The sequence below is a fragment of the Photobacterium atrarenae genome, assembly GCF_024380015.1.
Taxonomy (GTDB): domain Bacteria; phylum Pseudomonadota; class Gammaproteobacteria; order Enterobacterales; family Vibrionaceae; genus Photobacterium; species Photobacterium atrarenae.
The window spans coordinates 2,905,728-2,920,872 of record NZ_CP101508.1; the positions used below are offsets into that span (position 1 = coordinate 2,905,728).

10 protein-coding genes are annotated in these 15,145 nt (G+C 57.3%); all 10 read left to right on the plus strand.

All coding sequences use genetic code 11. The annotated features are described in order from the left end of the window. Positions 1 to 152 precede the first annotated feature (152 nt). Positions 153 to 1,202 carry an AI-2E family transporter gene (locus NNL38_RS13540; protein ID WP_439651394.1) on the plus strand — a complete coding sequence of 350 codons (1,050 nt, stop codon included), beginning with the start codon at positions 153 to 155 and terminating at the stop codon, positions 1,200 to 1,202. 110 nt (positions 1,203 to 1,312) lie between these two features. Next, positions 1,313 to 2,332, plus strand: a complete 1,020-nt coding sequence (rsmC, locus tag NNL38_RS13545) for a 16S rRNA (guanine(1207)-N(2))-methyltransferase RsmC (protein WP_255388551.1) — start codon at positions 1,313 to 1,315, stop codon at positions 2,330 to 2,332. Positions 2,333 to 2,655: 323 nt separating this feature from the next. Further along, on the plus strand, positions 2,656 to 6,042 hold the full coding sequence (locus NNL38_RS13550) for a response regulator (RefSeq protein WP_255388552.1): 3,387 nt from the start codon (positions 2,656 to 2,658) through the stop codon (positions 6,040 to 6,042). 649 nt (positions 6,043 to 6,691) lie between these two features. Then, a complete protein-coding gene (locus NNL38_RS13555) occupies positions 6,692 to 8,371 on the plus strand; it encodes an ABC transporter substrate-binding protein (protein WP_255388553.1) in 1,680 nt (559 codons plus the stop codon). A 132-nt stretch (positions 8,372 to 8,503) separates the two neighbouring features. Then, positions 8,504 to 9,490 (plus strand): ABC transporter permease, encoded by a 987-nt coding sequence (locus NNL38_RS13560; protein WP_255388554.1) that lies wholly within the window; start codon positions 8,504 to 8,506, stop codon positions 9,488 to 9,490. A gap of 2 nt (positions 9,491 to 9,492) precedes the next feature. Beyond that, a complete protein-coding gene (locus NNL38_RS13565) occupies positions 9,493 to 10,518 on the plus strand; it encodes an ABC transporter permease (protein ID WP_255388555.1) in 1,026 nt (341 codons plus the stop codon). Continuing rightward, complete coding sequence (locus tag NNL38_RS13570; RefSeq protein WP_255388556.1) at positions 10,518 to 11,489, plus strand: ABC transporter ATP-binding protein; 972 nt, start codon at positions 10,518 to 10,520, stop codon at positions 11,487 to 11,489. Before NNL38_RS13565 ends, NNL38_RS13570 begins: the two co-directional genes overlap by 1 nt. A gap of 27 nt (positions 11,490 to 11,516) precedes the next feature. Continuing rightward, entirely contained in the window at positions 11,517 to 12,512 is a 996-nt protein-coding gene (locus NNL38_RS13575) for an ABC transporter ATP-binding protein (protein WP_255388557.1), read from the plus strand. 10 nt (positions 12,513 to 12,522) lie between these two features. After that, positions 12,523 to 14,259 (plus strand): glycoside hydrolase family 9 protein, encoded by a 1,737-nt coding sequence (locus tag NNL38_RS13580; protein ID WP_255388558.1) that lies wholly within the window; start codon positions 12,523 to 12,525, stop codon positions 14,257 to 14,259. Next, the gene (locus NNL38_RS13585; protein WP_255388559.1) at positions 14,252 to 15,139 is read left to right on the plus strand and encodes a glucosamine kinase nucleotide-binding domain-containing protein; all 888 of its coding nucleotides are present in this window, start codon (positions 14,252 to 14,254) and stop codon (positions 15,137 to 15,139) included. The genes NNL38_RS13580 and NNL38_RS13585 overlap by 8 nt, the downstream gene beginning before the upstream one ends. The last annotated feature ends 6 nt before the right edge of the window (positions 15,140 to 15,145 follow it).

Sequence of the window (15,145 nt, forward strand, 5' to 3'; positions counted from 1 at the left end):
CAACACCCCATCACCCGCCCCTTATAAAAAGATATAGTTTACAAAAGATTGCCTCGCCGGAGATCGAATGCAATCATACAATCAGTTCCGTATTCATAACAGGAAGGATTGCCATCGTGTCTACCCCGTTCAGAGCTGAGTCACGCCACTGGATGCTCATTGCCGCCCTGGCCCTGGCCGCCTATGCCAGCTACCGGCTGATTGAGCCCTATCTCGGCCCCATCGTGATGGCGTTTATCATTTCCCTGCTCTACTACCCGTTGCATGCCCGGGTGGAACGCAAGCTCCCCACTCACCCCAATGCTGCCGCCATGCTTTCGTGTGCCCTGCTCACGGTGATGATCGTGATCCCGGTGCTGGTCATCTTTACTTCGATCATTCAGCAAGGCTCCACCTTCTCGAAAGAAAGCTACCAATGGCTCACCTCCGGCGGTACCAAGGAAGTCCTGTCCCATCCGATCACCGTCAAAGTGCTGGCCCTGATTGAACAATATTCGCCGTTCGAGCCGCTTGATGCCCAGGCGGCCCTCCAGAAAGTCGCGACCGCCGCCTCCAAGTTCGGCGCCCAGTTGCTCAACATCAGTGCCCGCCTGCTGGGGGATGCCACCAACTTCTTACTCAGTTTTATGCTGATGCTGTTCGTGCTGTTTTTCCTGCTCCGGGATCATAAAAAAATGGTCACGGCGCTACGCCACGTGATCCCGCTGTCACGCAGCCAGGAAGATGCTGTCCTGACCGAGGTGGAGCAGGTGGCCAAATCCGCAGTGCTGGGCTCGTTCCTGACTGCCCTGGCGCAAGGGTTCGCCGGTGGCTTTGCCATGTGGCTGGCCGGTTTCCCGGGCCTGTTCTGGGGCTCAATGATGGCCTTCGCTTCCTTTATTCCGGTCGTCGGCACCGCCCTGATCTGGCTGCCGGCGGCGCTGTACCTGCTGCTGATTGGCCAATGGCAATGGAGCCTGTTCCTGGTCGGCTGGGGGATCATCGTCGTCGGCTCAATTGATAACTTCCTCCGGCCGCTCCTGATGCAGGGTAACTCCGGCATGAACACCCTGCTGATCTTCTTCTCAATCCTCGGCGGCCTGCACCTGTTCGGCCTCATCGGCCTGATCTACGGCCCGATCATCTTTGCCGTTACTCTGGTGCTGTTCAAGCTCTACGAGGTGGAATTTCACGACTTCCTGGCCAACCAGGACAAGAACTGAGCCTAACCTCCCGCAACAGCGCCATCCTCCGGCGCTGTTCGCCTTTCCATCTCTGGTGATTTGTGGAACAATTCGCGCCCAGAATTCTGCAAGACGAGATTGAGGCCACGATGTCCTATACTGCTGCAAGCCAGGTGGTTGCCCGCCAACTTGAGTTTTTTGAAAACCGCAAGGTGCTGGTGATCGGCGAGCTTGCCGACAGCTTTGCGCTGGAACTGACCCAGGTCGCCAGCACTGTGGCAGTATTTACCACCCATTACGGCTACTCCCGCCAGATGCAGCGCCACAGCCAGATCGAAACCTGTTTCGGGGCCGAGCTGACCGCCGATCTGGAATGTGACATGATCCTGATGTACTGGCCGAAAGCCAAGGCCGAAGCCGAATACCTGCTCACCATGGCACTGGCCAAGTTCGGTCCGGGCACCGAGGTATGCATCGTGGGTGAGAACCGCAGTGGCGTGCGCAGCGCCGAAAAACTGCTCCAGCCATTCGGCAGCCTGACCAAGTATGACTCTGCCCGCCGCTGCAGTTTTTACTGGGGCCGCTGTGAACAGGCACCGCCTCAATTTGATCTCCGGGACTGGTTTCGTAGCTATGACGTCAATGTCGCCGGCACCGCGCTAACGATTCGCTCGCTGCCGGGTGTCTTCAGTCACGGCGAGTTCGACAAGGGCTCCGAGCTGCTGCTCAATACCCTGCCGCCGCTGCAAGGCAAGGTACTGGATTTTGGCTGCGGTGCCGGAGTCATCGGTGCAGTGATGAAAACCCGCAATCCGGGCATCGACCTGGAGCTGTGTGACGTCAGTGCTCTGGCGATCGAATCGGCCCGCGAAACCTTCCGGGTCAACCAACTCGAGGCGACTTTTACCCCGACCGATGTCTATGCTGCGCTCAGCGGGCCTTACGACTACCTGATCAGCAACCCGCCATTCCATGCCGGCCTGAAAACCTTCTATACCGCCACAGAGACCTTCATTGCCGAAGCGCCGAATTACCTGGCGCCGAATGGCCAGATGATCATTGTTGCCAACAGCTTCCTGCGCTATCCACCGCTGATCGAAGCCAGCCTGGGCCATTGCGACACCCTGGCCGGCACCAATAAATTCAATATTTACGCCGCAAAAAAATGATCCTTCCGGGCTGAGCCATGAGTCAGCCCGCACCTTGGCCACGCGGAAAAAGCCGTCACTTGTGACAAAATTCGGGCAATAATGGCTCATTCCACCGTTAATCTTGTTAAATATGTGTTTCGGAACACGCTTCCACCCCCACTTCCTTGAACACTCAAAAAAACTCGGTATAACGGGGGATCTGGCTGTTTTGTAGGGTCACTTCGTGCTGAAAGCGCATCAAAATTGTCAAAACAGCCGTAAATCACGTCAGTTTTGACGGAAGCGCTGATCTGGTCCCGCGCTTCACTTTCGTATTCACCAGATGAACTTCAGGCACAGGAATGCAGAAAACAGCCCGTTTCAAGCGCCTTAAGCATACTCTTATGCTGGCGTTTCTCGTCCTCAGTATTACCCCGCTGACCTTGTCAGCCCTGTTTTTTCTCAATTCTCACACCAATGATCTGGTTGAGCAAAGTACCAACCACCTTGCCTCATTGTTGGAGAACAAGCAGAAACAGCTGAGCAGCTACTTTGCCGCCCGTGAGTCCGAGGTCCAGAGTTTTGCCCGCTCCGAGCTGGCCAACGCCAGCGGCGGCCGGTTTTACGGCCTGGTCGGGGCTTACCACCAACTGGGGGACATTGAGACCCTGGTCAAGGGCATTGGCAACCGCCGTTACTTTACCGACACCCTGACCGCCAAAACCGACAACAGCAGCTATAGCGGCAACTATGTCGGCCATGAACGCTACCGTCTGATGTACAAGCGCTATAACTGGGCCTATGCCGAATATCTCAAGCGCTCTGATTTCACCGATATCCTCCTGGTCGATCTCGACGGCAATATCGTCTACTCCGCCACCAGCCCGGATAAGTTCAGTCTCAACCTGGCTTCAGCGGCCACTGCCTTCCCGGCCTTGCACCAGACCTTCACCACCATCCGTGACCAAGCCCGCCGCGCCCAACAGGAACCGGAACTGGTCCCGGTGGTCTTTACCGACTTCAGCTCCGTTGCCGGCAGCGATGAGCACGCCGCCTGGTTTGCAGCGCCTATTATCCAGCAGGGCTATCTCCACAGCTATGTGTTTTTCCAGCTCGCCAGCCCATCAATCGCCGAGTTGATCACCGACACCGGCAGCCGCACCAGCCATGTTCAGACCCTGCTGATTGGCACCGACCATGACTCCCGGCTACCGGACAGCCAGTCGCAACCGGGCGACCTGTCCAGCCCGAGCATCGAGCTGGCCCTCAGTGGTGAGCGCGGCGTCGGCAGTTTTTTGAACTTCAACCAGATCCCGGTCCTCAGTGCCTTTGCCCCGGTCGATGTGCTGGGCAACACCTGGGCGTTGGTGATTGAGCTGCCGGAAGAAGAGGCTTTCGCCCGGGTCCACCAGCTGGAGAAAATCTTTGCCGGCGCTATGCTGACCGCCATCATATTGGTGATTCTCGCCTCGCACTGGCTGTCGAACTCCATCACCGCTCCGCTGCTGCGCCTGACCTGGGCTGCCGAGCAGGTCTCTGCCGGCGATATGGACCAGGCCATTGCCAGCACCGACCGTAGCGATGAGATTGGCCGCCTGGCGGTCAGCTTTGCCCGCATGCAGCGTTCCATTCGCGAAAAAATCACTCTGATCCGGGAGCAAAATACCGAGCTGGAGCACAGCCTGCAGGTGATCCGCCAGCAAAACGATGAGCTCCAGGTTGCCGATAAGCTCAAAGATGAATTCCTCGCCACCACCTCCCACGAATTGCGCACCCCACTCCACGGCATGGTCGGGATTGCCGAATCCCTGCTGGCCGGTGCCAGCGGACCGATCCAGCCGGCCCAGCGCCGCCAGCTGGAAATGATCATCAACAGCGGTCAGCGCCTGACTAACCTGGTCGATGATCTGCTCGACTATCATAAGATGCGTTATGGCGATTTGGACATCGACAAGCAGGCGGTAGATCTGGCTTCGGCGGTTCGCCTGGTCCTGGAACTCTCCAACCACTTGCTCGGCAGCAAGCCAATCCGGATCATCAACCAAATTCCCGATGACCTGCCTCTGGTTCTGGGGGATGAGCAGCGGCTTGAGCAGGTGCTTTACAACCTCGTCGGGAACGCCATCAAGTACACTTCCGAAGGCAAGATCATCCTCTCGGCCACCGTGCTGGATCATCAGCTCCGGATCCAGGTGGTTGATACCGGCCAGGGGATCCCGCCTGAGCAGCTTGAGCATATTTTTGAGCCGCTGATCCAGGCCAATACCCAATCCGGCCATTACCGCCAAGGTGCGGGCCTGGGGCTGTCGATCAGCCGCCAGCTCATCGAGCTGATGGGCGGTCGGCTTTATGTCAGCAGCCAGCCGATGGTCGGAGCCACGTTCAGCTTCACCCTCAACCTCGCATCAACCGCTGACATCGCGGAAAGTCGGCAGGCCAGTGCCGGCAAGCATTTTCAGTTGCCGGCGATTGAAGCTGCCAGTTGCGACACTGAAGCCCTGCCGGAAAACCCGGATGGCGAATTACTGCTGGTGGTTGATGACGAACCGGTCAACCTACAGATCCTCAATAACTTCCTGCGGCTTGAGGGCTACCGGGTGCTGACCGCCGACAACGGACGCGAGGCCATGACCCTGGTCGAGGCCGAGCAACCAGCACTGATCCTGCTCGATATCATGATGCCGGAAATGTCCGGCTATGAAGTGTGCCAGCAGCTGCGTCAACGTTATTCGCTGATCGAGCTGCCAATCATCATGCTGTCGGCCTTGGGGCAGGTTCAGGATCGGATCAAGGGGTTTGAATCCGGGGCCAATGACTATCTGACCAAACCCTTTAACAAAGAAGAGCTGACGGCCCGGATCCATGCCCACCTGCAAGCAGGCAAAACCGAGATCCAGCGTCAAAAAAATCAGGCCCTGGAACAGGAAATTGAGCGTCGTGAAGCCGTCGAAGCCGGCCTGCTGGAGGCCCAAAGCCGGCTACTGGGCCTGCTCGAGTCCACCCAGGAAGCCATTTTATGTGTCCGCCAGGACGGCCGGATCCGCTACGCCAACAGTGCCGCCGGAAAGCTGCTGCACCGGGCACCGGAGCAATTAGAGCGCCATAGCATTGACGATTTCCTCGCCACCCACTTGCCAGAAGAAATCAGTACCAGCCATCATTATCACGGCAGCCTGTTGTTCCGTTGTGGCGAGACGATGACGGCGTTTGAAACCGATGTGATCCACCTGCCGGAAAGCGCCGGTCTACAACGGATGCTGATCATCGATCACCATGGCCCGACGACACAGCAGCGCATCGAAATGCTGGAAAATGCCATTGAAGTGATCTGCGGTTTTGCCGCCGATGGTGATCGCAGCAACCTGCAACAACTGCGTGAGCTGGGAGACGAATTTACCCATCTGGCCGACAAACTGGACGGCCAGGAGCAGGAGAAAGCCGACACCATCCGCGCCCTGCTGGTCGAGACCATGAAAGCCACTCTGCAGTACTGGGAAGAAACAACGCAGAAAACCAAGTTCGAACTGGCTGAAGAGAGCGGCCTGTGGCGGGTCTATCTCGACCGCAGTACCCTGCAAACCCGGACGCTGGATAAGTACCTGCACCAGGAAACCCTGCCCAAATCACCACGCTGGCGCACCGTGCTCAATACCATCGACTTTGTGCTGGCACGTTGCCAGACCCCCTCAGCAGAGCGCCATCAGTTAGAACAAATGAAAGAGCAGCTCCAGTTGCTCCTGAGCCAGTAAGCTCAGCGGTGCAGTCAGCCCTCGCTGTACCGCTGAGCAAGGCTGCCTCTGCCCTGAAACCGGCATTTTTTAAGCTTGATAATTAAGCTCTCCGCCCCCCTGAACCTGTCAGAACTCCCGACATAAATGCAGTGTTTTTTTGCTCAAAAAAGGGACAACCACAGCCTGTTATGCCACCTGAACACCTGCAGCACTGGCTGGTTTTCGTTTCTGAGAAGCCAATCACAACAAATCCCTCAATAAAATTTCCAGCGGGAAATAACTATACGAAACCACAATGCGTTACATCACACGCCTGAAACCAATCAACAAAAAACCAGTAAAAAACACACCTTAATCGATAGCGACTACTTACAAACATCTATCAGAGGTATCAAATAAAATGCGAAGGAACGCACAACACATCCTGGCTACTGAGCAAAATAACAGAGAGGTTTTGACGGATTTAACAGGCCACCGGCATCTTTTAACGGTTTTAACGAGATGGCAGATTGACGGAAATGTCAATCAGGGGTTTCCTTAAGGCACTAAGAGCCTACAAGGCCATTCGTCACGGCGCTGTACCCTGCCAGGACGAAGTAGGCTCAAAGCACCCTTCGGGGATTTTTTCCATAAGTGAAACTTAAGCGCAATCAAGTAAGGAACAGCTATGCTTGCCAATATCAACAAGAAAAAACTCTCGCTTGCAGTCATTGCTGCAGCGTCGACCATGCTGACCGCCCCCATCGCTTCTGCATCAGAGCGAACTGAGCTGACCATGGTTCCGAAGTTCTTCCCAACCTTTGTCCGTAACTTTAACCCTTTCCTGGAAACCCAACTCGATACCGCGCAGGACTTTATCTATGAGCCACTGGTGGTGTTCAACGAGCTCCAGGGCAACAAGCCGGTGATGCGTCTGGCCAAAGACTACTATATGTCTGACGATCTCAAGCAAGTCACCTTTGAAATCCGCGACGGCGTCAAATGGTCTGACGGCAAACCTTTCTCAGCTGAAGATGTGGCATACACCTTTAACCTGCTGAAGAAGCACCCGGAGCTGGACCGCACCGGGATCAATGTCCGCCTGAAGTCGATCAAAGCAGCCGGCAACAAAGTGGTGTTTGAACTCACCGAAGCCAACTCAAACGTCCCTTACCTGATCAACGAAGTCTCCGTCGTTGCCAAGCACATCTGGAGCAAAGTTGACGATCCAACCCGCTTTACCAATGAAAACCCGGTCGGGACCGGTCCATTCACCGAAATCGAAACCTTCACGCCACAACTCTACACCCAGTGCCGCAACCCGAACTACTGGGACAATGACAACCTGGAAGTTGACTGTCTGCGCCTGCCGCAAATCGCCGGTAACGATCAGTTCCTCGGCCAGGTCCTGAGCGGTAAGTTTGACTGGACCTACTCATTCATCCCAGATGTCGACAGCACCTATGCAGCGGCCAGCCCGGATAACAAATACTGGTACCCTGCCGGCGGAACCCAAGCCTTCATGCTGAACTACAAATCGCCAAAAGACGGCAACCGTGAAGCGATCAACAATATCGACTTCCGCCGTGCCTTCTCGATGGCAATCGACCGTGAAACCATCATTGATATCGCCTTCTACGGCGGCGGTGTCTTGAACGACTACGCTTCAGGCCTGGGCAAAGCCTTCGCCGCATGGTCCGACGATAGTGTGTACAACAAGTACAAGCCGTTCATGACTTACAACGTCGAAAACGCCAAAGCCTTGCTGAAAAAAGCCGGCTTTAAAGATACCGATGGCGACGGCTTTGTCGAAACGCCGACCGGTAAGCAAATCAACCTGACCATTCAATCACCAAACGGCTGGACCGACTTCAACAACACGGTTCAGCTGGGTGTAGAGATGCTGCAGGAAGTGGGTATCAATGCCAAAGCCAGTACGCCGGACTTCTCTGTCTATAACCAGGCGATGCTGGATGCAACCTATGATGTCGCCTACACCAACTACTTCCACGGTGCCGATCCGTATACCTACTGGGACAGCGGTTACCACTCACGCTTCCAGGCCAATGAAGGCATGCCGCGCTTCGCCCTTCACTACTGGACCAATGCGAAACTAGACAAGCTACTGAACGGCTTCTACAAAACGGCAGATCGCGATGAGCAGTTGAAGATTGCCCATCAGGTTCAGAAAATTATTGCGGAGAACCAGGTGACGATTCCGGTCATGTCCGGCGCCTACACCTCGCAGTACAACACCGCGCGCTTTACTGGTTGGTGGAACGAGAAGAATCCGAAAGGACGTCCGATGCCAATCACCAACACGCAAGAGCGCCTGCTGCAAGTCCTCGACTTGAAACCAAAAGCATAATTATTACTTAATTTGCGGTGCGCGCCTTGCGCACCGCCTCTTCAACCTCCCCCTCCTGTCGAACATGGCCTCCGGTCAGGGGAAGGTGTGTCTTAAATCTGGTCGGAACGCTGGATGATTAAGGTGTGAGTTATGGGATTTTTTCTGAGACGACTGAGCTTTTATCTGATTGCCCTGCTGGTGGCAATTACGATCAACTTTATTATTCCCCGGGCAATGCCGGGCGACCCGGTAACCATGATGTTCGCCAATGCCTCGGTGCAGGTGACCCCGGAGCGGATTGCCGCGATGAAGGAGCTGCTGGGCTTCGTCGATGGGCCACTGTACTACCAATATCTGGTATACCTCAAAAGCATCCTGTCCTGGGATCTGGGAATTTCAATCCAGACCTACCCGCAAACCGTCAATGACATGCTGGGCGGCGCCGTCGGCTGGTCCCTGTTCCTGGCCGGCACCGCAGTCATCCTGGCTTTTTGCATCGGCTCGACCCTGGGGATCTTCGCGGCCTGGAAACGCGGCAGCAAATACGATGCCTTTATCTCTCCGGGCATGATGGTGGTGCAAGCCGTCCCCCCCGTGGTGGTCGCGATGCTGGTGCTCTACACCTTCGCGATTGGTACCAAGTGGTTTCCGTCCACCTATGCCTATACCGCTGGTACTACCCCCGACTGGACCAGCTGGGCCTTCTATAAAGACGTGGCCTACCATGCAGTCCTGCCGCTGTTCTGTGCCACCATCATTCAGATCGGCGGTTTCCTGATCAACATGCGGAACAACATGATCAACCTGCTCAACGAAGACTACATCACCATGGCCAAGGGCAAGGGCCTGAACGAGAACCGGGTGGTGTTCAAGTACGCGGCGCGAAACGCCATGCTGCCGAGTGTGACGGCCCTGTCGATGGCCATCGGGATGGCGATTGGCGGCCAGCTGATCATCGAGATGATTTTCAACTATCCGGGTCTGGGCACCGTGCTGCTCAACGCCATCAATGCCCGTGATTACCAGGTACTACAGGGCCAGCTGCTGATCATGACCCTCTTTATGCTGTTCTTCAACTTCCTGGCGGACCTGCTGATTGTCGCCCTGGATCCTCGTCTGCGCAAAGGAGGGAAATAACCATGAAAGGCCTGATGAAACTACTCCGGAGTAACCCGAAGGCAATGGCCGGGCTCACCATTATCGTGCTGTTCGTCCTGGCCGCTGTATTTGCCCCGCTGCTGGCCAAACACGCACCGGACAAACGCACCGGCAACCCGCATGAATATCCGGCATTTGTGGTGAAAGCCGCGCAACACAACCCTGACGGCTGGGTGGCGGAAAACCTGGCCGACAACCGCCGTACCCTGCGGATGTCGAAACAAGCCGACCACGCCCTCGGCACCACCCGCATGGGCCGGGATATCTGGGCCCAGGTCCTGTACGGGGCGCGCACGTCACTGGCCGTCGGCTTCGGGGCCGGGTTTATGGTCTGCTTCCTCGCCACCGTGGTGGGTGTGTCTGCCGGGTACTTCGGCGGCCGGGTCGACGATGTCCTGTCGGCAGCCATGAACATCATGCTGGTGATCCCCCAGATGCCGCTGCTGTTTGTGATTGCTGCCTTTATCGGCCAGGCCGGCCCACTCACCATCGCCATCGTCATCGGGATGACCTCCTGGGCTTGGGGCGCACGGGTCGTCCGGGCACAAACCCTGTCGCTACGGGAGAAAGAGTTCGTCAAAGCCGCGGAAGTGCTGGGCGAGTCCTCCTGGCGGATCATCATGGTGGAAATCCTGCCCAACCTGATCTCAATTGTCGGCGCCAGCTTTATCGGATCGGTGATGCTGGCCATCATGACCGAAGCGACCCTGTCCTTCCTCGGGCTGGGGGATCCGAACTCGATCAGCTGGGGCATCATGCTCTACAACGTCCAGGCCTCCTCGTCCATGCTGGTCGGCGCCTGGTGGGAACTGCTGACCCCATGTATTGCCCTGACCCTGATTGCTATCGGCCTGGCGCTGCTGAACTTTGCCGTTGATGAAATTGCCAACCCGCAGCTGCGCTCACACAAAGGCATGCGCCGCTGGAAGAACCTGGCGCAACAGAACAAGAACAAAACACCGGCAACTGTGGCGACACAGCCGGCCCTTGAAGGGGGAGAAAAATAATGACCAACCCACAAATCTCCATCCGCAACCTGTGCGTCGACTACATCACGGATGCCGGCGACGTCCGGGCCGTCAACAATGTCAGCTTCGACATCGGCAAGGGCGAGGTCTTCGGTCTCGCCGGCGAATCCGGCTGCGGCAAATCCACCGTCGCCTTCTCTCTGATGCGCCTGCATAAGCCGCCGGCATTTATTACCGGCGGGGAAGTGCTGTTCGACGGCCATGGCGACATCCTCCAGTTCAGCGAGGATCAGATCAATGCCTTTCGCTGGAGCGAGATCTCCATGGTGTTCCAAAGTGCGATGAATGCTCTTAATCCGGTCCTGACCATGGAAGAGCAGTTCTGTGACGTGATTATGCGCCACACCAACTTCACCCGACAGCAAGCGATTCGCCGTGCCGAAGGGTTGCTGGAGATTGTCGATATTCACCCGAGCCGGCTGCAGGATTACCCGCACCAGTTCTCCGGCGGCATGCGCCAGCGCCTAGTGATCGCCATCGCCCTGGCCCTGAACCCGAAAATGATCATCATGGATGAGCCAACCACCGCGCTGGATGTGGTCGTTCAGCGCGAGATCCTGCAAAAAATATACGCCCTGAAGGAGGAATTCGGCTTCTCCATTCTGTTCATTACCCATGATATCTCGCTGATGGTCGAGTTTTCCGATCGCATCGGGATCATGTACTCCGGCGAGCTGGTGGAAGTGGCACCGTCAAAACAGATCCTCGAAACCCCGTTCCACCCCTACACCGAAGGACTGGGGAGCTCGTTCCCGCCGCTGACCGGGCCGAAAACCCGGCTGACCGGGATCCCGGGCAACCCGCTCAACCTGCTGGAAGTGCCGAAGGGCTGCCGGTTCCAGGCCCGTTGCAGCAAGGCCCACGAGGCCTGCTTCAGCCAGCCGACCCAACTGACCCAGCTTGAGCCGAACCGTTTTTCCAACTGCCATCTGTTCACCAAACGCAGTTAAACCAGAACAAGAATCGAGGAGATCAAGATGAGTGCACCCGTTGGACAGCCGATTGTCGAAGGCAAAAACCTGATCAAAGACTTTCAGGTCAACAGCAACTCTTTGAAAAAGCCCATGATGCGCGCCATCAACGACGTATCATTTAAAATGTACAAAAGCCGTGGCCTGGCCGTAGTGGGAGAATCCGGTTCAGGCAAGTCCACCACCGCCAAAATGATTGCCAAGATGTACGCCCCAACTGACGGCCATATTGAATACTACGGCCGGGATATCGGCAACATCACCAAGCGCCGCGATCTGATGCAGTATCGCCAGGGCGTCCAGATGGTCTGGCAGGATCCGTTCGGCTCGCTGAACCCGACCCACACCATTTTTCACCATATTGCCCGCCCGTTGCTGATCCACAACAAGGTCAGCAAGGGCAACAAGAAAGAGCTGACAGAGCGGGTTCACAGCCTGCTGGATCAGGTCGGCCTGATCCCGCCGAAAGAAACCGCGGCCAAATACCCCCACCAGCTCTCGGGTGGTCAGCGTCAGCGGGTTAACCTGGCACGCAACATCGCGGTCGGCGCCGAAGTGGTGCTGGCCGATGAGCCGACTTCCATGCTGGATGTCTCGATCCGCGCCGGGGTGCTCAACCTGATGGAAGAGATGAAGTTCGAGCGCGATATGGCGCTGCTCTATATCACCCACGACATCGCCACCGCGCGTTATATCGCTGAGGATCTGGCCGTGATGTACGTCGGCCACATGGTGGAGTGGGGCGATACCGAGGAAATTATTCATGATCCCCAACACCCTTATACCCAGTTGTTAATCTCTGCCGTCCCGGATCCTAGCAAGTCAATCCACGAAAAGCTCAAGGGCAACAAAGGAGAGATCCCGCTCTGGACCCCGGACAGCACCGGCTGCCCGTTTGCCGGGCGCTGCACCCATGCCACAGATAAATGCCGCGAGCAGCTGCCGGGCGTCACCCAGCTATCTGACAACCATTTCGTCCGTTGTTACCTGTACGAACACTAAGGAAGGGACCATGCAGCTGCTAACGAACCACCTCGGCTATGATCGCTTGGGTGCCAAACAAGCGATTGTCCTGGCAGCACCGGAGCTGGCACTACCGCACGCGGAACTGCTACGCTGCACCGACGGCCAGTCCGTGATGGAGATGCCGGTCCGGGTAGACGGTCAAATCGACCAGTGGCACACCGGCCACGCCTACTCGGTCGATTTCAGTTCATGGACGGCGTGCGGCGACTATCAGGTGCGGATTGGCGACATCGTTTCGTCGCCGTTCACTATTGCCGAAGGCTTGCTGCTGACCCGGACCTTCAGCGACGTCCTGCACTATTTTAAGTCCCAGCGCTGCGGCGGGATCTTTGACCGCGCCGATCGCAATGCCCCGCTGCTTGGCAGCGGGCAAACTGTGGATGTCCATGGCGGCTGGTATGACGCCTCCGGCGATGTCAGCAAATACCTCAGCCATCTCTCTTACAGCAACTATTTCAACCCGCAGCAGACCCCGATGGTGGTCTGGAACCTGCTGAAATCCTTTGAGTTACTGGACGGCGAAAGCGGGATTGCCGATATCAGCCTGATTCGGCTGGCCGAAGAAGCCATCTTTGGCGCTGAGTTCCTGCTTCGGATGCAACACCCGGACGGCTACTTTTACATGACGGTCTTCGATCAGTGGAGCAAATCCACCGCCAAGCGAGATATCTGTGCCTATGCCACCCAGAAAGGGATCAAATCGGACGACTATCAGGCCGGATTCCGTCAGGGCGGCGGCATCAGTATCGCAGCCCTGGCAGCGGCCGCACGCCTGTTACTGACCCCGACGGCCGAACGTCTGGGCCTGACCGAACGCAAACTGAGCCGCACCTGCCTGGCAGCCGCAGAACACGGCTACTGGCACCTGGTCGAGATGAACCGCAATTATCTCAATGACGGCGTGGAAAACATTATTGATGAATACTGCGCCCTGCTGGCCGCGGTAGAGCTGCACCGGGCCACCCAGGACCAGCGCTACCTGGAGCAAGCCCGGCAGTGGGCCGATAAACTGGCCGCCCGCCAGCAATCGGACACGCAGCAACAGCATTTCTGGTCGGCCACACCGGACGGCAGCCGCCCTTATTTCCATGCCGCCGAAGCCGGCCTGCCGGCCATCAGCCTGATGCAGTACCTCGATATCGAGCCGGCACCGGAGCACCACCAGCGGCTCAGCCAGGTATTGACTCAGGCCCTTGAATTTGAACTACGCATTACCGGCGAAGTCACCAATCCGTTTGGCTACCCGCGCCAGTATGTCCGCCCGGTGGATGGCGAGAAGCGCAGCCAGTTCTTCATTCCCCACCATAACGAAACCGGTTACTGGTGGCAGGGCGAAAACGCCCGTCTGGCCTCGCTGAGCGCCATGGCTTATCTGGCCCAGCGCCATCCTATCGCCCCTGCCCTGAAAGCGGCACTGAAAGTCTACGGGCACCGGCTGACCGACTGGATCCTGGGCCTGAACCCGTTCGATATGTCGATGCTGGACGGCCACGGCCGCAACAACCCGGACTACCTGCCGGAACTGGGCTTCACCAATGCCAAAGGCGGGGTCTGTAACGGCATCACCGCAGGATTCGATAATGAGCGGGATATTGCCTTTAAACCCGCGCCGCATGATCAAAACATGGATCAGAACTGGCGCTGGGGGGAACAGTGGATCCCCCACGGCGGCTGGTACTTACTGGCCATCACGACGCAATTTAAGGAGCGACACCATGACTGACACCATCCGTTATTACGTCGGGGTTGACGGCGGCGGGACCTCTTGCCGCGCCCGCATCTGTGATCCGGACGGCCACCTGCTCGGCGAAGCCAAAACAGGCAGTGCCAACATCATGCTCGGCAGTGCCGTGGCCATGGGCTCGATTCAGGATGCCATTGCCACCGCCGCCGCCCAGGCCAGCCTCACTAATGCCGATTTTGCCGCCATGTCCGTCGGCCTGGCGCTGGCGGGTGCCGAACAAAAAGAAGCCTGGTATGACTTTATGGCCCAGCCGCATCCGTATGGTGCCATCACCTTAAATACCGACGCCTACGGTGCCTGTCTGGGAGCCTGGAAGGGAGAAGAAGGCGCCATTTTGATCGCAGGCACCGGCTCCTGCGGCATCTTGCTCAAAGACGGTGCGCAACAGGTGGTCGGTGGCCGGGAGTTCCCGATTTCCGATCATGGCGGCGGTGCTGTGATGGGGCTGCGGCTGATCCAGCAGGTCCTGCTCAGCGTCGACGACATGGTACCGCAAACCCCGCTGGCCCAGCAGGTGTTGACCCACTTCAATCACGATGTGGATGCCATCGTCAGCTGGTCGAAAACCGCCCGTCCGTGTGATTACGGCCAGTTCTCACCGGCCATTTTCGCCCATGCCGCCGAAGGCGACACCTTAGGCATTGAGATGCTGCGCCAGACCGCCGCCGATGTGGAAATGCTGCTGACGGCACTGTTTGCCCGCGGTGCCGATCAGGTGTGCCTGATGGGCAGTATCGGAGAGCGGATTGTGCCCTGGCTGGCGCCACCGTTTGCCGACCGCCTGGCCGAGCCTCAGGGCGATGCGATGGATGGTGCGCTGGCCATGGCCAAAGGGGCCCACAACCTGTACCCGTTATGAAGGACA